The organism is [Clostridium] saccharolyticum WM1, from assembly GCF_000144625.1.
Classification (GTDB): domain Bacteria; phylum Bacillota; class Clostridia; order Lachnospirales; family Lachnospiraceae; genus Lacrimispora; species Lacrimispora saccharolytica.
In genome coordinates, this window is sequence record NC_014376.1 from 311,206 (window position 1) to 329,262 (window position 18,057).

At 46.4% G+C, this 18,057-nt stretch carries 14 protein-coding genes and 2 pseudogenes; 3 read left to right on the top strand and 13 right to left on the bottom strand.

Annotated features, from left to right (window positions below; all coding sequences use genetic code 11):
• Positions 1 to 6 precede the first annotated feature (6 nt).
• Genes CLOSA_RS01535 through CLOSA_RS01550 form a run of 4 tightly spaced genes read right to left on the bottom strand, consistent with a single transcriptional unit; the run spans position 7 to position 4,963 of the window.
• Entirely contained in the window at positions 7 to 1,818 is a 1,812-nt protein-coding gene (locus CLOSA_RS01535) for a C40 family peptidase (RefSeq protein WP_013271029.1), read from the bottom strand.
• Positions 1,811 to 4,174, bottom strand: a complete 2,364-nt coding sequence (locus tag CLOSA_RS01540) for a VirB4-like conjugal transfer ATPase, CD1110 family (protein ID WP_013271030.1) — start codon at positions 4,172 to 4,174, stop codon at positions 1,811 to 1,813. Before CLOSA_RS01540 ends, CLOSA_RS01535 begins: the two co-directional genes overlap by 8 nt.
• Positions 4,122 to 4,517, bottom strand: a complete 396-nt coding sequence (locus tag CLOSA_RS01545) for a PrgI family protein (RefSeq protein WP_013271031.1) — start codon at positions 4,515 to 4,517, stop codon at positions 4,122 to 4,124. Before CLOSA_RS01545 ends, CLOSA_RS01540 begins: the two co-directional genes overlap by 53 nt.
• A 47-nt stretch (positions 4,518 to 4,564) precedes the next feature.
• Positions 4,565 to 4,963, bottom strand: coding sequence for a DUF7007 domain-containing protein (locus CLOSA_RS01550; RefSeq protein WP_013271032.1), 399 nt, complete (start codon positions 4,961 to 4,963; stop codon positions 4,565 to 4,567).
• Between the two features lie 177 nt (positions 4,964 to 5,140).
• On the opposite strand from CLOSA_RS01550, the pseudogene CLOSA_RS23535 reads away from it, so the two are divergent.
• Positions 5,141 to 5,559 (top strand): annotated as a pseudogene (locus CLOSA_RS23535) (YjdF family protein).
• Between the two features lie 37 nt (positions 5,560 to 5,596).
• On the opposite strand, the gene CLOSA_RS01555 reads toward CLOSA_RS23535, so the two are convergent.
• From CLOSA_RS01555 to CLOSA_RS01590, 8 genes and pseudogenes are all read right to left on the bottom strand, one after another.
• Positions 5,597 to 6,058 carry a SpoVG family protein gene (locus tag CLOSA_RS01555; protein WP_013271033.1) on the bottom strand — a complete coding sequence of 154 codons (462 nt, stop codon included), beginning with the start codon at positions 6,056 to 6,058 and terminating at the stop codon, positions 5,597 to 5,599.
• Positions 6,059 to 6,106: 48 nt separating this feature from the next.
• Positions 6,107 to 6,973: a VirB6/TrbL-like conjugal transfer protein, CD1112 family gene (locus CLOSA_RS01560; protein ID WP_013271034.1), complete on the bottom strand. Its 867-nt coding sequence runs from the start codon at positions 6,971 to 6,973 to the stop codon at positions 6,107 to 6,109.
• A gap of 11 nt (positions 6,974 to 6,984) precedes the next feature.
• A complete protein-coding gene (locus CLOSA_RS01565; RefSeq protein ID WP_011988858.1) occupies positions 6,985 to 7,197 on the bottom strand; it encodes a Maff2 family mobile element protein in 213 nt (70 codons plus the stop codon).
• Between the two features lie 92 nt (positions 7,198 to 7,289).
• Positions 7,290 to 9,122 (bottom strand): annotated as a pseudogene (locus tag CLOSA_RS01570) (VirD4-like conjugal transfer protein, CD1115 family).
• A complete protein-coding gene (locus CLOSA_RS01575; protein WP_013271035.1) occupies positions 9,112 to 9,585 on the bottom strand; it encodes a PcfB family protein in 474 nt (157 codons plus the stop codon). The pseudogene CLOSA_RS01570 and the gene CLOSA_RS01575 overlap by 11 nt, the downstream one beginning before the upstream one ends.
• Before the next feature lie 75 nt (positions 9,586 to 9,660).
• The gene (locus CLOSA_RS01580) at positions 9,661 to 10,458 is read right to left on the bottom strand and encodes a DUF6674 family protein (RefSeq protein WP_013271036.1); all 798 of its coding nucleotides are present in this window, start codon (positions 10,456 to 10,458) and stop codon (positions 9,661 to 9,663) included.
• Between the two features lie 59 nt (positions 10,459 to 10,517).
• Positions 10,518 to 10,901 carry a DUF7768 domain-containing protein gene (locus tag CLOSA_RS01585; RefSeq protein WP_013271037.1) on the bottom strand — a complete coding sequence of 128 codons (384 nt, stop codon included), beginning with the start codon at positions 10,899 to 10,901 and terminating at the stop codon, positions 10,518 to 10,520.
• A 302-nt stretch (positions 10,902 to 11,203) separates the two neighbouring features.
• Positions 11,204 to 12,685 (bottom strand): ParB/RepB/Spo0J family partition protein, encoded by a 1,482-nt coding sequence (locus CLOSA_RS01590; protein ID WP_013271038.1) that lies wholly within the window; start codon positions 12,683 to 12,685, stop codon positions 11,204 to 11,206.
• Positions 12,686 to 12,999: 314 nt separating this feature from the next.
• Between CLOSA_RS01590 and CLOSA_RS01595 the strand changes: the two genes are divergently transcribed.
• Both CLOSA_RS01595 and CLOSA_RS01600 read left to right on the top strand, forming a co-directional pair.
• Complete coding sequence (locus CLOSA_RS01595) at positions 13,000 to 14,262, top strand: DNA adenine methylase (protein ID WP_013271039.1); 1,263 nt, start codon at positions 13,000 to 13,002, stop codon at positions 14,260 to 14,262.
• A gap of 1 nt (position 14,263) precedes the next feature.
• Positions 14,264 to 16,540: an ATP-binding protein gene (locus tag CLOSA_RS01600; protein ID WP_013271040.1), complete on the top strand. Its 2,277-nt coding sequence runs from the start codon at positions 14,264 to 14,266 to the stop codon at positions 16,538 to 16,540.
• A 179-nt stretch (positions 16,541 to 16,719) separates the two neighbouring features.
• Here CLOSA_RS01600 and CLOSA_RS01605 read toward each other — a convergent pair whose 3' ends face one another.
• A complete protein-coding gene (locus tag CLOSA_RS01605) occupies positions 16,720 to 17,871 on the bottom strand; it encodes a collagen-like domain-containing protein (protein ID WP_013271041.1) in 1,152 nt (383 codons plus the stop codon).
• Between the last annotated feature and the right edge of the window lie 186 nt (positions 17,872 to 18,057).

Below are 18,057 nucleotides of genomic sequence, written 5' to 3' on the forward strand. Positions count from 1 at the left end.
TTTTCGTTATGGCAAACGCCCATAGCCTAAAAAATGATTTTGCCAGTAGTTTGTATTGATCGAAGTGTACTGTATGGGAGAACCGCAATGGATCATCATACCGTTTCCAACGTAAATTCCCACATGGCTTGCGCCGGAAGTGTCGTAGGTGCCTTGAAAGAAAATCAGGTCGCCGGGTTGTGCTTCACCCGGTGGGATATGGGAACAGGAATTAAAAAGCCCCGTTGCGGTGGTTCGCCCCACGCTTCCCACACCCGACTGATTGATGACCCAGCACACAAAGCCCGAACAATCAAAGGAAGTGGAGGGAGAAGAACCGCCCCAAACATAGGGGTAGCCTAAATATTTCTCCGCTTCCGTAATCATGGCGGCAAATTCCGGGTCGGCCAGAGCTTGTGGCGGTATGTCGTAATCGGTGTATTCCCCGGCATGGGCGTAAATATTGCCCTCGAACAGATAAGGGCGGTTGCCTTTGGTCTTTTGGTAAATGGCATAGCGTTCCGTCTGCTCCGGGTCGAGATTGGAAAGAGCCACGGCTCCCAATGACTTATTCTTCAAAGACACATTGAGGATATAGTAATCATAGGGAACCTCGTAGGTGTCGGTATGGGTTTCGCCGTTCTCGTCCGTCCAAGTGTCGGTTTCCGTGCGATAGCGTACCTCCACGGTTTCTGTGATGGTCAGGATATACTGTTGCCCGAACAGGGCTTGCAGTTCTGCCTGCGCCTGCGCCAGAGTGTAGCCGCCGTATTTTGCGGTCAGATAAGAAGCCAGCTCAAAGGGGTCATGCCCGATTTCGTCCACGGAATAGCGGTACTCGTCATAGCCGGGATAATCGCTTTCTATCCGGGAGAGCCGTTCCCGCAAATCCTTTTCCAGTGCGGTATAGCTTTCGTCCACGGCTTCAATATCACTGTCCGACGAACCGTAGGAAGTGCCGCCCACCACGCTAATCAGGCCGTTGCCGATGGTGGTGATTCCCGCCATGCAGGATTGTAGAACCACAATCAACAGGAACAGCACCAGCCCAAGCAATAAAATCTTTGGATTGCGCTTTACAAAGGCCGCAACCGTTCGGGTTACTTTTTCTGTGAACCGCACCGCTTTTTTGCCCTGCTTTGCCGCTTCCTTTGCTTGCTTTCGATACTGCTTTTTTAACTGTTGCTTCTGCCAGAACCGGGAAACCGGGTTACTTTGCAAGCCCGGATTGTCCTGCACAAGCTGGCGGTAGGCATAATCGGCTCTTGCGCTGATATGCCTGTTTTCCCATTTGCGAACCTGCCGGGCAGGACGGGTGCGGATACGGTGCTTGATAAAGCGTGTACCGCCCCGGACAAGGTGTTCCCCGGCAAGCTCCGTTTTGTGGGCGGCTTCCGTGCCTGCATTTTCATTCTCCACCTGATGGATTTTTCCATGCACATACTGCCATGACTGATACCGGGCAGCACGATTGATGGTTTTAATGGGGCCGGGTCTTTTTTGCGGCTTCTGATTCGCCAACTTTTCACGGGCGGTATTCAGCTTTTCGCCGCTTTTTTCCATACGGAGCTTTGATTTCTCCATACGCTTGCCGTTTTGCGCCGCCTTTTTGCCAGTAGAGCCAGAATGTGAATCAGCTCCAGCAGTTTCACCGTCAAGCGGGGTGTCCGTTTTTTCATTACCGGGCGGCGGCTCTCCGTCATGCCGCAGACGTTCCGAGGGGCTGGGCTTTTTGCTGTCCTGCCGGAGCTTTCCCGACTTCGGGCCAAGTTGGCCCGAAGTTACCGCCTGTCCCTTTGGCGTAAACTGCAAGCGGCCCGGCCTGCCCGTATCACGCATTTTGGGCCTCCCTTATGTCCTCCGGGCGGGTCGTTAGCAGATTGTAGATTTCACCACGGGGGAAACGGTCTACAAAGGGAATGGTAGTATTGCCGAAGAACAAAAGCCCTTCGCCGGAATTGCTGTGAGCGATATACGAAAGCTGATGTTCCGATATGCCAAGCTGTTTGGCGAGAATTGCCCGGTCGCCCTGCGCCTGTGACAGCAATATCATAAAGTCACTGTTTTCCAAGATATTTTCAATCTCACGGCTGGCTAAAAGATCTTTTACATTCTGCGTGAGGGCACTCGGTACACAGCCCTTTTTACGAAGCATTTTCCATACACGGACAAAGTAGCTGGCAGAAAGTGCGTCCTGCAACAAAATATGAAATTCGTCATAGTAACACCAAGTCGCAAGACTTCTGGAAAAGTTCTCGTCTACCGCCTGTGTCACCAGCTCGTTTGTGATGTGCATGGCAATTTTGCGCAGGTTTTCACCCATGCTTTTCAGCACGATACAGGTAATACGGCTGTCGGTCTGTACGTTGGTAGGGTGGTTGAACATATTAAGGGAACCGGTGCAGTAAAGCTCCAAGGCGGTTGCAATCCGTCTGGCTTCCGGTTCGGGCTGCTGGCATAAGGTTTCATACAGGTTTTGCAGAAGCGGCATTTTCCCGTCCCCGATACCAAGAGCAAGCTCCCGGTATACCAGCCGCACACAACGGTCAATGACCGTTTTTTCAATGGGCTGTAACCCCTCCTTGCCGCCGATAATCAGCTCACATAATGACAATAAAAAATCCGCTTTCATCGAAAGCGGGCTGTCCTCTCCGGCTAAATTCAGTTTTAAGTCCATTGGGTTGATGTGATGGGGGCTGTTGGGCGATATTTCTATGACCTCCCCGCCAAGCCGCCGGACTAACGGGGCATATTCGCCCATTGGGTCTACCACGATAATCCGGTCTTTGGTAGCAAGAAACACATTGATTAGCTCACGCTTTGCGGCAAAGCTCTTGCCGGAACCGGTGGAGCCAAGATATAAACCGTTGGCGGATTTCAGCTTTTTGCGGTCTGCCATGATAACATTGTGGGAAAGAGCGTTCATTCCGTAGTACAATGCCTGCCCGTCCATGCGAAGCTCCTGCGTCATAAAGGGAACGAAAATCGCCGTGGAGCTTGTTGTCATGCCCCGCTGTATTTCAATGCCATTCCAGCCAAGGGGCAGACTGCTCATAAAGCCCTGTTCCTGCTGAAAGTCCAGCCGTTTGAGAAAGCAGTTGTATTTCTGTGTAATGCCCGACACCGTGAAAATGTCATTTTCCAACTGCTGGCGGGTGGGGGCCGTATTCACCACAAGGAACGTAAGTAAAAACATTCGCTCGTTGCGGCTTTGTAAATCTGCTAAGAGTGCCGCCGCGTCCTTGCTGTATGTGAGCAAATCCGGGGGAAGAATATCAATGTCATACCCGGCCCGGGCGGCTTTTTTCTGCTCGTCCATTTTCATCCGGTCTATGTCGGTCAGTTTGGCCTTGACCGTTTTCACCGCTTTGGTCTGGTCTACCGTCTGGATATGCAGGGTAATGGTCATTTCCGCGTCCACTTCCAAAAGCTCCGCTAACAGCTTGTCGGAAAGCTCGGAAGCCATAATCTGCATATACAGAGCCGCGCCCCATGTAGTCCCTACACGAAAGGCGCGGCTTTGGCGAAAGTCAAAGGACGTGGGAGCAATAAAATCTTTTGTCCCGATGCCTGTTTTGGGTATCATATCCCAAGAGAAAATAAATTTTTCCTTTCCTCCGGGGTGTAGCTGGCTGTGCAGCACTTCCAAGCGTTCCCGCCCGGAAAGGGTTGCCGACTGTACGCCCAGCTTCTTGAAGTTCCCTATAATATCCGCTTCGATACGTTCCAAGCGGGGTCGAGCCGCCGCGATTCCGTCCGCATGAATCCCGAATGTGATGTATTTGGAGCGGACAATGCCGTTGTTGCTTTTGGCAATTTGGTTTTCCAGCATGGCGGTAAATTCGCCCCGGATACTGTTAAAATCGTCGTCCTGCGGAGAAATGTTCACGCTGTAACGGTTCTCCGGGCGGGAGCGGTGATTGATAAAGGAAAGCTGAAAGGGCAAGGCACTGTCAAAGTAATTGAGGAAGCCGCAGTACCCGTCAAAAATAGTGCTTTGGTCCTCACTGGAAGCCACGGCGTAGTTAATATCCTCATAGGAAAGGGTCTTTGTATAGTAGCCCTCCCGCACCTTGCAGATACCGTCTTTTAGCATTTCCTTGTAGGGAATGGTCTGCTGTGCCGATTGCGGCCCACGTTTTTTAGACTTTCCGCTTTTTACGGGAACTGGCGGGCGTTTTATTTTTTGTGCCATTGGGTGAAACCTCCTTTCCGGGTTTGCTTAGATACGCATAGAAATTCTGTGTCAGGTAGGGGCGTGTGCGAGGCCATAGGAATTTGGAACGGACAATATTTCGCACCACCTTTTCCAGAGGCTGTCCGTCACGCTCATACATGGCAATGAGAAAGCAAGGAAGCATGAGGGCAATCATTAAGAGCATAGCCCCGGTATTGCCAATGGCGGTACGGGTAAACAGATACGTCGGAATCCCGACTACCGCTGCCGCTCCAAAGCATAAAAGCTGGCGTTTGGTGAGATTAAACGCCACTTTGGTTTTTATTTTTGATAAATCGTTTGGTACGCTTACATAGGCCAATGAAAAATCCTCCTTTCCGACTTCGGGCCAAGTTGACCCGAAGTTCATTATCGTTCTGCGCTGTGAGCAGGAACAGCCTGTCGGGCCGGGGTCTTTTCCAGTCCGGCCTGCCGTATACGCCAATAGTCCGGGTTATTTTCCCGGAGTGACCTGTTGATGTTTTCCTCAAAAGCGGACTTATCCTTAATGCGGTCAGGAACCGTCCACAGCTTTTTATCCAAAAGCTCCCGCAGGGCAACATCTTCCTGCGTATCTTCCTCAAAGCAGAGAAAACCGCTATGACGAAAGCCGCACTTGATAGCGGCAGGAGAAAGCACCGCCGCCATATCCTTTGCAACCATTGTGCCGCCATGACTAGCGGTACTCACAAGAAACACGCCGGGGCAGAGCACATCACAGGTCTGCACCTTGCCCCACGGCGATTGTTCCGGCTGTTGGTAGAGCATAAAAAACCTCCTTTCGTAGTTGTGAAATAACAATATTTAGTGTAAAATAAAGATATAAATTAATAAGCGCAAAGATAAAAACACAGTCCCGGCTGGTAGTCCGGGCGCAGAAACACCTGTCAGTAACCTGCCTCCTCGGTTGTCCATTCTTTGCCGTAGAAACGAGGGGCATTTGTTATGCAAAAAATCGAAAGTAAACTGACGGTGTTTTTTGATGACCCATTTTGGGTCGGGGTCTGTGAACGTTTTACAGACGGAAAATTGGAAGTCTGCAAAATAACGTTTGGCGCGGAGCCTAAAGATTATGAAGTATATGACTTTCTTCTTAAAAATTGGAATAAGCTGCGGTTTAGCCCTCCTGTAAAAGCAGATAGCAAACAGGATATAAAAATTAATCCTAAGCGTATGCAACGCTCTATAAAAAAGCAACTTGAAGTACAGGGGATCGGAACCAAATCACAACAAGCCTTAAAACTCCAACAAGAAGAACTAAGATTACTCGTAGAGAAAAAAGCCGCAAGCAAAAAGAGGACGAAAAACAACGTCAGTTTGAGTTGCGGCAACAAAAGCGTAAAGAGAAACACAGGGGTAGATAATTCCCCCCTGTGTTTCATGCTTTTCCAATTCTCAAAGTTACCTTTCTGCATTTTTTACCTTTTCAGCCTTTGCCGGAGCAGGCCGGGCGGCGTTTTCCTGTGCCGCCTGTTTCGCGCCCTCCGCAAGCTGTTTCGGGATAGACTGCTTTTCGGGGGAAGCAATGGCAGCGGCGCGGGTCTGCAACTTTTCAAGCTCTGCATGGTAGGCCGCTGTCACGGCTTCGGTCAGTTCCGCGCGAAACTCCTTTGTAATGGGGCGGGCCGTATCCCGGTAGCCGGTCTTGCTGGTCTTATCCGGCTTGCTCGGCATACCAACAAAAGTGCCCTTATCACTCTGCAAAATCTTAAAATCATCAATCACAAAGCAGTCGTTCAGCTTCAGACTGGCAAAGCCTACAAGGTTGCCCTTTGGCTCAATGAGCCGGGCGGTAACATCCAGTTTCAGCGGCGTTGCCGCCTGTTCCGTTTCCTGCGGAACCGTTGTTTTTTCGTTGTTCATAATAAAAATTTCTCCTTTCTCACTTCGGGACAAATTGGCCCGAAGTTGTCAGTGCGCTCCAAAAATAGATTTCGCAAGGCTTCCCGTCTTGAACATGGTGAAGCACAATAGAACCGTATAGCCGATTACTGTCCATATGGCTCCAATGGGGTCGCCGCCTACGGCGATACTCTGCACCAGCTTTGCGTAGATTCCCACACATACCAAAATCAGCAAGCCTTGAAAGCCCACGGCGCACAGGGATTTCAGATAGTTCTGGCCCATGCCTCCGATTTCCCTGTTGACCAAGGTTGCCATCGGCACAGGTGCTAAACTGGTGAGTAGGTAAATTTCAATCATTCTGCCGTACACAATGACAAACACAACAATGTTGATTGCTACGACAATAATCTTAATCAGAAAGGATTGCATCCACAGACCAAGCAGAGGGCCGATTTCCATTGTCATGAGCTGGGCTTTCAAGCTGTCCAGCATATTGGGGCTTACCGCCGTGTTTCCTGCAATCACGCCCCCTGCGCTGTTAATGACGCTTTGGGAAACATCAAATACCGCCATCACGATATTGAACGTGTTGGAAAGAAGCAGTACCGCGACAAAGGTTTTGAATATCCACTTGAAGAAAATCCATGTGTCAATGTCGTGCAGGTTGTTCCGGTCAATGAGCATTTGAATCAGCTCATAGCACATGACAAAGGTAAGCACCAGTCCGGCAATCGGCAAGACAACCGTTTCGGATAGGCTGCGTATGAGGGAGAATACGCCGGGGTTCCAATTCCCCGGCGTGGTTCCCACCTGTGTTGCAATCTCTCCGATCTGGTCGTTCACGTTCTTAAAAAGGCCGCTTAAATTGCCCATGATACCATCTACCAGCAGGCCCTTTATCCATTCATTAATCCAGTCGGTGAGAAAATCCATACCGGCCTACCTTAAAACAAGCTGGAAAGCATAGGTACAAGCGTTGTTCCCAGCAGGATAACACCGCCCCCGGCCATGAGCTGTTTAATCCCTTGCGATTTCGCGCCCGGATTGTCCGACCCGTAACCTTCCAAAAGGTTGATAACGCCCCACACGGCAAGACCCGCGCCAAGAGCCACAACAAGGGTCTGTAAGGTACTAACTGCACTCGTAAAAAATCCCATAATCTAATTACCTCCATGTTTTCATATTGTTTTCGGGTACAAAAAAACCGCCATTTTCGGCGGCTGTCACTTCGGGCCAAGTTGGCCCGAAGTTATGCAAATGCTTCCGGGTCGTCCACATCATCATAGTTGAGAATGTCCTCGTTCTCGTCTATGGCGGTGGTTTCATCGTCGGCACTTACTTCATAAACGGTGTACTGCTCATTAGGATTGAGCTTTTTCATGCGGCGGTTTACCAGCTTTGAAGTGTCAAAAGCGTTGCGCTTGTCGGCTTCGGCGGTATACCTGTAATTAGGGTGCTGTTTCAAATCGTATTTCGGGGAAAGGAAAGGACGCAGGCCGCGAAGCTGTAAAATACACTTGTTGCCCGGCATGGTGGTCAATTCGTCCATTGTCATAAGCTCCTTGCCGAGCCGTTGCAAGTTCTGTCCGTAGCTTTCCGACTGGCCCCGCGTCCGGCTTTCCGTCTGCATGGAAATGGTTTCTTTCCCCAAAACCTCCGAAAGTTCCTTGATGGTGGAATGTTCCCGACCACCAAGAAAAATCACGCTGTCCATATTTCCCATAATGGTTTCAGCGTGGTCTTTATATAAGGCTTTGAGCTGGCTTTGCGCCTGTAAAAACAGGCATAAGGATATTTCGCGGGAACGGATAACGGCAACCAATTTTTCTAGTTGCGGAACCTGTCCCGTATTGGCGGCTTCGTCCCATAATACCCTTACATGATGGGGAAGCCTGCCGCCATACTTGCTGTCGGCCCGTTCGCATAAAAGGTTAAACATCTGCGAAAAAGCAAGGGCAACAATAAAGTTGTAGGTCGTATTGGTGTCGCTAATGATGAAAAAGGTGGCGGTTTTCTTATCGCCCATGCGGTCAAGTTCCATTTCATCATAGCTCATAATCTCCCGGAGCTGTCCAATATCAAATGGGGCAAGTCTGGCTCCGCAGGAAATCAGGATACTTTTCGAGGTTTTCCCGCTGGCGAGCTTGAATTTTTTATACTGGCGCACCTAAAAATGGTTAGGATTGCGCTTTTCCAAGCCAAGGAACATATAGTCCACGGCGTTCTTGAAATTTTCATCATCTTCCCGTGTTTCCATACTGTTCAGCATATCCACAAGGGTATTGATGTGACGTTCTTCCTCCGGCCCCTCAAAGACGATATAGCCGATTAAAGCGCAATACAAAAGCGTTTCCGCTTTCGTCCAAAATGGGTCGCCCTCTTTACCGTCGCCTTTCGTGTTCTCAATCAGGGCATTTACAAACTTCAAAATATCGCTTTCCGTTTTTAAGTAGGCCAGCGGGTTATAGTGCATTGACCGGGCAAAATCAATGGAATTGAATACCTTGATTTTGTAGCCCTGCTTTTTCAGAAAAGAGCCGACTTGCTCTAAAATGCCGCCCTTTGGGTCAACCACCACATAGGACGAATGAGCCTGTAAAAGCTGTGGGGTCAGCCAAAAGCGAGTTTTCCCGCTTCCGCTGGAGCCTATGATACAGCAGTTAAGGTTTCGGGCGTTGGCGGGATTGGCGGGGCGCGTGTTCATGGTAAGAAGCTCTGTGCCTGTGAGTATTACGTTGTTGGTGAATTTGGGGTCGATAAAGGGCTTGATGTCCTTTGCTGTTCCCCACCGAGCCGAGCCATATTCCACATCCCTCCGAAACTTTTTTGCGTTTTTTACCTTATACCATACCACCAGCCGGAGTATGACCGCCCCGGCAAGGCCAATGAGCCAATCGGACAGCACAAAGCCCGGCGCAAATGAAGCAAACGCCGGGCTTATGGTTTTTATCATGCCAACCAGCTTATTTCCGAAGTCTGCACCTGCCGCAAGGTGGTAGGCTGTGCCGAGCTTTAGAAAGAACCACAGCACGAACAGATAGGGAACATTGGGAATCATATATTTACGGATTTTATCGTTCATTCCGCACCACCTCCGGTTTTCGTTCCTTTTGGCGCGTTTTGGTGCGCTCCCTGTCGGCAAAGGCTTTTAACTGTTTCAGAATAGAGGGGCGGCGACTCATGCTCCGGTTCAGCACCAGCTTTGTGTATTCGCCAAAACAGGCGGTTATCGCGTCTGCCTGCCCGGCTTTGAAGAATAACAAATATTTGTTCGGCCCGGTTTTGTGAAAAGCATAATCTACATTGTATTTCCGGGCCACACGGTCAAACAGCTTCGTATCCCCGGATAAATCAAGGCTGTTGGTCGAAACGCCATGATTCATCAGCTTTTTTACGCTCTGTCTGCCTTGTGGTGTCTGCCGTTTCTGATGGCTCTTTTGTATCTGCCGGAGTGCTACCGCCAACACCTTTGCCAGCGTCCGGCCCGTCAGCTTTGTGGCATTGACGGATAGGGCAACCGTCCGGCGTTCAATATCTTCCTGCATGAAATTCCTCCTTTCCTGCCAGATAGAACAATCGTATAGGCGGGAGGACTTCGGGCCAACTTGGCCCGAAGTTGCCTACCTTTCCGCATTGGCAGGGCGGGGACGCTCTGGGTTGGGAGCGTCCTTTTGTGCCTGCGCAATTTTTTCATTGTGAGTGGCAAGAGCTTCCCGGATAGAGGGCTTTTTCTCTGCCGCCCGTTCCTCCAACCGTGCCAGCGTAATCAAAGAATTTTCTACATGGCCTTTTATACTGGAAAAATGGGAACGCTCCGCACGGAATGGAGCGGATATGACCGCCGCCAGCTTGCCGGGCTGTTTTACTTCCTGTGCCGCTTCTCTGCCAAGCATGGTACGGCCCATGTTTTTCAAATGCCGCCCGGCTTGATGGTATTCGGTGCTGATTGCTTCGATTTTGGCTATGGCTTTGTCATCATACTGGATATTCTTCGCGAGAGTATCCCGCATGTTTTCCAGATTGGGTCTGATTTTGAAGAACCGGACCACGTTATCCAGCGCAGAAATGCTGTTTTCCTTAAAAGCGGCAACGGCGTTTTTACAGCCGTCTATGACGTTCTGCTTTAGATTTGCAAGCCGTTCCCTCAAGTCAAGCACCTGCCCCTGCATGACAATGACCGCTTTTTGCAAAGTGGCCTTGACCGGGTGGTTCTGTTCCTGCGCTGTTTTCAATTCCTGCCGCATGGCGGTAAGTTCCTTTACAGCGGTGTCAAGCTGTTTTTCCATTGCGCCCACCTGATTCAGAACCGCAAGAAAATCCTTTGTGGATGGGGAGTTGTTATCCCGCAATATCGCCAAAAGCTCTTTCACATGCTCATTATCCAAAAGTGGTTCAACGGTAGTTTTCGTTTTTGCCATAGGCTTTAACCTCCTTTCGCACTTCAGGACAAGTTGGCCCGAAGTGGCTTTACCGTTCCTCATAGGTCGGTGCGGTGTGGCTCTTTTGGGGAAGCATGGTCTTTTTCCTGCCCCTGTGTTTTTACCGTCAAAATCCCGTTCAGCGTAGTTGCCGTAATGTTCAGCCGCCCAGCTATGGTAATATCGTTTTTCATATCCTCATTCATGCCATCACCGCAGACAACCACCACATGGGCGCGGCGCAGGAGATCCCGACTCATATCAATTCCACTTTTATGTTCCTCTGGGATTGCACCGTTCAGAAACAGTGGGAGATACAGGCAAGGGCAGATGGGTGAAAATCCGGCTTCATAGACTGCCCGACAATATTGCGCCGCCTGTTTGGTATCTGCGGCATGGTCGCCGCTCCATGCGGCGGTAATGTATGCTAAAGGTCGTTTCATTATTTAAGCACCTCCGTTCTTGTTGCGCTGAATGTGTCAACCTATCCCCCCGCCCTTTCCATTCATGGAAAGGGGGCAGCTCAAAGGAATATATATCCCCGTCGCTTGACTGCCTTAAAGCATAGCCGGGAGAAATCTGTCAAGAGCATAGCCGCCGTTGGCGGTGCTTCGCACTCTTGACTGATTTTCCCGGCTGTGCTACCTGGTATATGGCGACGGGGAATATATTATATCCTTAGAGCTTTGGGGTGCGGGGCAAAGCCCCGCATACACCGACTTCGGGCCAACTTGACCCGAAGTGCTTATTTTTCCTGTTCGGCTTTCTTTTGGGGAACCGAAACCTCTTTCAGCTTATCTTTGTTTTCCTCAAGCAGCTTCATAATGGTATCCTTCATTTCGCGGGGTGTTTTCTCCTTGCTGAAATACTGGCTTAATTCCTGACTTGAAATAATCACTTTGTCTGCCTCCTTTTTTTCTTCTAACATAATTCCGTCAATCACATCGGGGTTTAACAGCTTCTTTTGGTCAAGGTCACGCATACGCTGTGCCTGTGAGAGTGAGGGAGCCGACTGCTGACCCTCAATGGCGATAGCAATATACCGCTGATTTTTGGGTGCAATGAACGCAAGCTCCACGGCGGGAGTGAACGCGATTTTCTTTTCGTCCACCATTTTCATAAGGTCAGGAACCAGCTCATTGAGCTTGATATACCGCTGAACCTGCTTGACCGTCATTTTGTTGCGCTCGGCTACTACCTCATTGGAGCGTTGCCCGTTGCCAGTTCGTGCGCCCTGCTTCTTAATGGCTTCTAATTGCATTTGCAGAGCTTTGGCCCGTTCACTGGGCAGGATATTTTCACGCTGGTTGGTATTGTCCTCTACCATCTGTGTGATGGCCTGTTCGTCCGTCATGTTGCGGATAATACAAGGCATATCCGTAAATCCGGCTAATTCGCTGGCTTTCTGGCGGCGGTGTCCGGATACGATTTCATACCCACCATCTTCGCGGGGACGTACAATGGCAGGCTGGGTAACACCCTTGTCTTTAACGCTTTCCACCATAGCCGCCATTTCTTCATCATTTCGGACTTGAAACGGGTGGTCTTTGAAAGCGTAAAGCTCGGAAAGATTGAGGTAAACAATCTGTTCCTGTTCACCGGGGCGGGGTGCTTCCCTCGGTTCGGGCGGCAGTTCTGGAGTAGGGGGCGGCGTTTCCTGCTGTGCCTGTTCCGTAGCTTGTGGGAAAGCAGAGGCTCTACCGCCAATTTCTGCGGCTTGTTTCGGTTTATCCGGCTTTTCCGGTTTTACAGCCTTTGGGGCTTTTTCCTGTTTGGCAGGACGTGAGGGCTTTTTATCGGCTTTTTCGGCAGTTTTGGACTTGCTATCATTTTTCTTATTCGGGCTTGTTTTCTCCGGCTTTGCCGTTTTTTCAGTAGGGGCTGATTTTTCCACTTCCTGCTTTTCGGGGGCAGTCTGCTCCGCTTCCTTTACCGCCGCCTGTTTCCCGGAAACAATCTCATTGATTTTGTCAAAGGAAACCACCACATCACCGGGGGCAGGAATGTCAATGGAGGTAGGTACTTCCGGCCTGTTCTTATCAGATTCATGCAGGGCGGCTCCGTCCTCATGGGGAAGTGCCGCTGTTTCTTCGGCAGTCTTTTCCGGGGCAGGAGCTTCGCCGCTAATCTCCGGCATGGGTGCGAGAGTGCTTTTTTCTTCTGTTGTTGTTTCCTGTGCGGGGGCGGTTTTTACTTCTTCTGGCTTGTTTGGCTCATTTTTTGCCATGCGTTTTTCCTCCTTGTCTGTTTTATGGCATGAAAAAAGGGGCCTGATTTTTTAGGTCAAGCCCCAACGGGATTTTTGCAATCCCTCCTTTCGACTTCGGGACAAGTTGGCCCGAAGTGGTTATTATCTAAATATAAGTGTTATCCATAGTCTCTTTTGGACAGCATCCATATTTCATATTTGCAACTAAACGGAAAATTCTTCATCTGTTATCTACATATTTCTTCACAAAATTGCCAAATAGTGATAAAATATATTTGAGAAATAATATCTGTGCTAAATTACATATAAAGTAGCTTGAATCGGGGGATAACATGAACTTAGCCAACGTATTAAATTCATATAGCGATGAATATTGGGATTTCAAAGATGCAAAGAATGATGGTATACATAGTATTGCAAACTATCCAGCTCCTATGGTTGCTCCCATGCAACATGAACTATTAAATCTTCTTTTAAGAGAGAATCAAGGTTATCAGAAAATGCTTGATCCATTTCATGGTTCAGGGGTAACCTTAGTCGAGGGACAATCTTTAGGGCTCGAAGTTTGGGGAATGGATATTAACCCATATGCACATATTATTTCACTCGCAAAGCTTGAAAAGTACGATCCTAAAATAATCGAGCCTGCAAATCACCAAATAATACAGCGAATAGAAAACTTAAAAAAAAGTAATCTTGCAATTCATCATTCTTTTGACAATATTCAAAAGTGGTTCCGTGATGACGTCATTGATGATCTTCGTATTATTCGAACAGCGATAACCATGGAATCTAACTTAAAAACTCGCAGATACTATTGGCTTTGTTTTGGAGAAATAGTTAAGCGGTATAGTAATACGAGGACTTCTACTTTCAAACTGCATGTTAAAGAATCTGAAAAAATTTCTGAAATGCAAAACAATGTTTTAGAAGATTTTTTTAATAAAATAAAGGAAACATATAAACTAATTGGCTACCCCAAATTAGGACCATTCCATTTGACTTGTGGTGATTCTATAGAAATAATGAAGACTTATAAACCAAATTCTTTCGACATAATATGCACATCACCTCCTTATGGAGACAATGCAACTACAGTAACGTATGGTCAATTTTCTATATTACAGTTGCTTTGGATTGATAATAACGATTTTCAATATGATTCCAATTGCGTAGATAATTTTTCTAAAATCGATTCAATGAGTTTAGGGGGTGCACATTCGGCGAATAATGCATTTTATTATTCACCCATTATTTCGTCATATATCTCTCAATTATCTCTTCATAAACAAACAAAGATAAAGCGTTTTTACACTGATTACGAAAATGCATTTCGGTTAATGACTCGTCTGTTAAAACCAAAAGGAAGCATGCTTTTAACTCTAGGAAATAGAATGGTTGATCGTTTGGAATTTCCCTTTATTGACGTAAATAAAGAAATTGCGCAATATTATGGATTGGAATTGATACACGTTATTAACCGAAATATAATGAAAAAAAGAATGCCAATTCGCGTTTCAAGATTATCAGATGGTAAACCTGTTGATTCAATGTCAAAAGAGACGGTACTATTGTTTAGGAAGGGAGAACACTAAAATGCCGGAGATTCAAGCAAATATTCAAGCTGGAAAATATGAAGATGTTTTAGCAGCAGTACAAAGCCCAGTAATTGCATTAACAGAGTTAGTTAAAAATGCTTCAGATTCCTGCCTTAATAAGCATGACCCAATAATTATTAACATTAATACACAAAACAAAGTAATTACGATTACTGATTCTGGAGAGGGTTTATCAAAAAATGAACTAGAGCACTTAGGGGAAGCTGGTTATTCTTCTAAAATGATCGGCAATAATATCCAATCTCCAATTGATAACCCATTGTCAGGTAGTAAGGGTCTTGGCCTTCTTACAGCTTTCTTTATTGCTGATACCTTAGAAATTGAAACATATTCAATATTAGATAAAAAATCGTACTATCTCGTTTGGAAAAAGGGAGAGCAAAAATATACATATGTTGAAGCAAAGAGTGAATTTCAAGGAACCACTATTACCTTAAAGAATATTGAACCCGCTAAACTTCAAATGATTCTCTTACCAGAAGAGAAAGTTAAACTTTTTATGGCTTCAATAAGATTCTTTACAGATAGCGAAAATCTGCCACGTATTAAGCTGGTTGTTGACGGTATGGAAGAATCTTATTACCCTGCAGAACCGCTTGAGAGTTACTATAACAGAAACAAACGTGATAATAGTGGTTTCATTGCAAAAGCTAGTTTTAGTTATGTAAATAATCAGATTACTTTATCATATGAAGATAATATATCAAATTTCTATACTTTTAATGAAAAGAGCATTGACCTTAGAGATAAGCGTACTGTTGATAGTTTTGTAAGTGATATTCGTGCTCCTGAAAGCGGAGTAGCACCTATTAAAAGCATTTGTGAATCAGAAGTCTTTAGTGAACAGTATTTGCCGATTGACCTGCCTGCTTTTTCAGGAGTTTTATATACATGGAGACATAGAAAAAATGATGACCTTGAACAATGGCCGGTAGGTGTCAGGATATACATTAACAACTATAGCTTATATAGGTATCTAGATAAAGAAAATGATTGGCTCACCCTTTCAGAAGTAAGCCAAAATGTTAAAGCTACTAACTACAAATTAAAAAACACATATGGGTATTTAGATTTAACTAATTACAATGAACATAACCATGAATTAAAAATATCCAAGGAACGAAATGATTTCGTAGATTCAATGGCTCAAAGAAAATTCATACATATTATGCGTGACGTTATTGTGGGAATTTTTTCAAGGATTGATATAGCAGTTAAAAACCCACCTATTCAATCAATTAATCTAAGATATAATAATGTAACAGTGAAAGTTGGAGAACCATTTAATTTAGCAAATGCAGTTATTTGTAATAACATCGGACTGGATGATATTGATTTGGATTTCGATGAGTCTCAAATCTCTATAACCGAAGATTGGATGGTTTCAACTGATCGAGCTGGCTCTTATAATATTAAATTAAATTTTGATAGTAAATCACACACATTCACAATTCATTATAAAAATGTAATTCCTGAATTTGATTTACAAAAAAACATGATTACGATATATAAAGGTAACTCAGTAAACCTAAGAGATTTCATTGTGGCCTCAAGTTGTAAGGATGTTACTCCTAACAGCATAGATATACAGTCGCAGGGTAAAGATACGATTATAAAAAATGATGTATTCGACAAGAATAATTCAGTTGGTCAACATATTGTATTTTATCGCTATGAGGATTTTCAGCGTACATTGTCAATTACTGTTAAAGAAATAGAACGTCAACCTGGTGCTGGTGCAAAATCTCCTAGAATAGATATTTTATTTCCAAAGCTTGATGATTTACGAGCACATTCATTTAAACTACCTGAATTAGTCGATGCTATATCATCTTATTATGTACAAGCACCAACCCTTTGTATGGCGGCAATTCGGATATTAATTGAATCATCTGCTAAAGAATTTTTTGAACATCTTGTAGATGAAGAGGTAATTGATAGTTTTCCGAGTTTGGTTAATAGGATATTGAATATTCGCGATTGCCATCCTAAAAGTCCAGATTATATAAAATATATTAGTACGCAAAGCCCAAGATTCATTGAGGAATATCAGCGTATATCCACTGAATACCAGCTTCTCTTATCTAAAGATGTAAAAACAAACATAAACGCTCACCTTAAAGAAATAGATCTTGACATGTTTGTACACAATCCATCAATTGTTGCAACTGACACAACGGTATATAGGTCTATGCAAATATTTGCCCCTTTGTTGAATTATATTTTTGAAGTTTTATTGCTCGATCTTTCATAACTATAAATAAAATGTATTTTAGATATAACTTCGGGCCAACTTGGCTCGAAGTTATATCTCTATATACAAAAATACCGCCCATCTTGTCCAATTAGGCAGTATCCTGTGTAATGTGATAGCTCATATTTTATTTTGGTATTCCCTTATCCCGCATAGAATAAGGTTTTTTGCAGTTTTCCTTAAATCACGGGTCCTGTAGGTCCAGTCGGCCCGGTATCACCGGTCGGTCCGGTCGGTCCAGTATCGCCAGTAAGTCCGGTAGGTCCGGTCGGCCCGGTATCACCGGTAAGACCGGTAGGTCCGGTAGGCCCAGTATCACCGGTAAGCCCGATAGGTCCGGTAGGTCCGGTATCACCGGTAAGACCGATAGGCCCGGTAGGGCCGGTATCACCGGTAAGTCCGATGGGTCCAGTAGGTCCGGTCGGCCCAGTATCACCGGTAAGCCCGATAGGTCCGGTAGGTCCGGTATCACCGGTAATTCCGATAGGTCCAGTCGGTCCGGTCGGCCCGGTATCACCAGTTATTCCGATGGGTCCAGTCGGTCCGGTCGGCCCGGTATCACCGGTAATTCCGGTCGGCCCAGTCGGCCCGGTGGGTCCGATAGGCCCGGTAGGTCCAGTCGGCCCAGTCGGCCCTATGGCCCCAGTAGGTCCAGTAGAACCCATAGGACCCGTAGCACCAGTAGGCCCAGTGGCACCGGTAGGCCCAGTAGGCCCAGCAGCACCTGTCGGCCCAGTGGGCCCAGTGGTACCGGAAGGTCCTGTAGCACCGGTGGGGCCAGTAGGTCCGATAGGCCCCGTGTCACCAGTAGGCCCTGTAGTACCGGAAGGCCCAGTGGGCCCTGTAACACCGGCTGCCCCGGTCGGTCCAGTAGGTCCGGCAGGACCGATAGGCCCAGTAGGTCCGGTAGGTCCGATGGCTCCGTTTTCAGCATTTTCTAAAACAACCAGAGTCCCTTTCAGCGGAACATTCTGAGAAAAATATATAGTTGATGTACTGATATTCACAAGTGAAAAGGTAACCGGTGGATCCGTTACTTCAATAATTCCAACTCCATATACCTCACCTGTTTTTATTGGAGAATTGCCTATTATAAAATCTCCCTGTGATGAAGATATAGCAAAAGCAGACCCATTTGTAGATGATGAAGACTGTGTGGCTAACCACCAGTGGATAATATATCTTCCGGCTTCAAGAATAAGGATATTACCGGTGGATGGATCATAACCGATGTTTCCTGAAAGATATACGATTGAATCGAAGAGGACATTTGATCCGGGTCCAATTGATACAGATGTATTTAGGTCTATTTGTAGTGCGGAATTGCTCATTGTATTTCCTCCCCATACTTTTCTAAATCAAAAAACTACAGTGCACAAACATGCCTGTTATATATTTTATGCGGTAGACAAGGTTTAGGAAACTGTTCGTGCTTTTCATGCATTTACAGAACTTATTCCCAAATTTCCATTTTTCCAGGCAATTAATAAGAGCAAGTCAAAATATTAAAAGGAAAT

Coding starts and splice junctions, on each gene's coding strand:
- CLOSA_RS01535 (WP_013271029.1), bottom strand. CDS start 1,818: ATGCGTGATACGGGCAGGCCGGGCCGCTTGCAGTTTACGCCAAAGGGA.
- CLOSA_RS01540 (WP_013271030.1), bottom strand. CDS start 4,174: ATGGCACAAAAAATAAAACGCCCGCCAGTTCCCGTAAAAAGCGGAAAG.
- CLOSA_RS01550 (WP_013271032.1), bottom strand. CDS start 4,963: ATGCTCTACCAACAGCCGGAACAATCGCCGTGGGGCAAGGTGCAGACC.
- CLOSA_RS01555 (WP_013271033.1), bottom strand. CDS start 6,058: ATGAACAACGAAAAAACAACGGTTCCGCAGGAAACGGAACAGGCGGCA.
- CLOSA_RS01560 (WP_013271034.1), bottom strand. CDS start 6,973: ATGGATTTTCTCACCGACTGGATTAATGAATGGATAAAGGGCCTGCTG.
- CLOSA_RS01565 (WP_011988858.1), bottom strand. CDS start 7,197: ATGGGATTTTTTACGAGTGCAGTTAGTACCTTACAGACCCTTGTTGTG.
- CLOSA_RS01575 (WP_013271035.1), bottom strand. CDS start 9,585: ATGCAGGAAGATATTGAACGCCGGACGGTTGCCCTATCCGTCAATGCC.
- CLOSA_RS01580 (WP_013271036.1), bottom strand. CDS start 10,458: ATGGCAAAAACGAAAACTACCGTTGAACCACTTTTGGATAATGAGCAT.
- CLOSA_RS01585 (WP_013271037.1), bottom strand. CDS start 10,901: ATGAAACGACCTTTAGCATACATTACCGCCGCATGGAGCGGCGACCAT.
- CLOSA_RS01590 (WP_013271038.1), bottom strand. CDS start 12,685: ATGGCAAAAAATGAGCCAAACAAGCCAGAAGAAGTAAAAACCGCCCCC.
- CLOSA_RS01595 (WP_013271039.1), top strand. CDS start 13,000: ATGAACTTAGCCAACGTATTAAATTCATATAGCGATGAATATTGGGAT.
- CLOSA_RS01600 (WP_013271040.1), top strand. CDS start 14,264: ATGCCGGAGATTCAAGCAAATATTCAAGCTGGAAAATATGAAGATGTT.
- CLOSA_RS01605 (WP_013271041.1), bottom strand. CDS start 17,871: ATGAGCAATTCCGCACTACAAATAGACCTAAATACATCTGTATCAATT.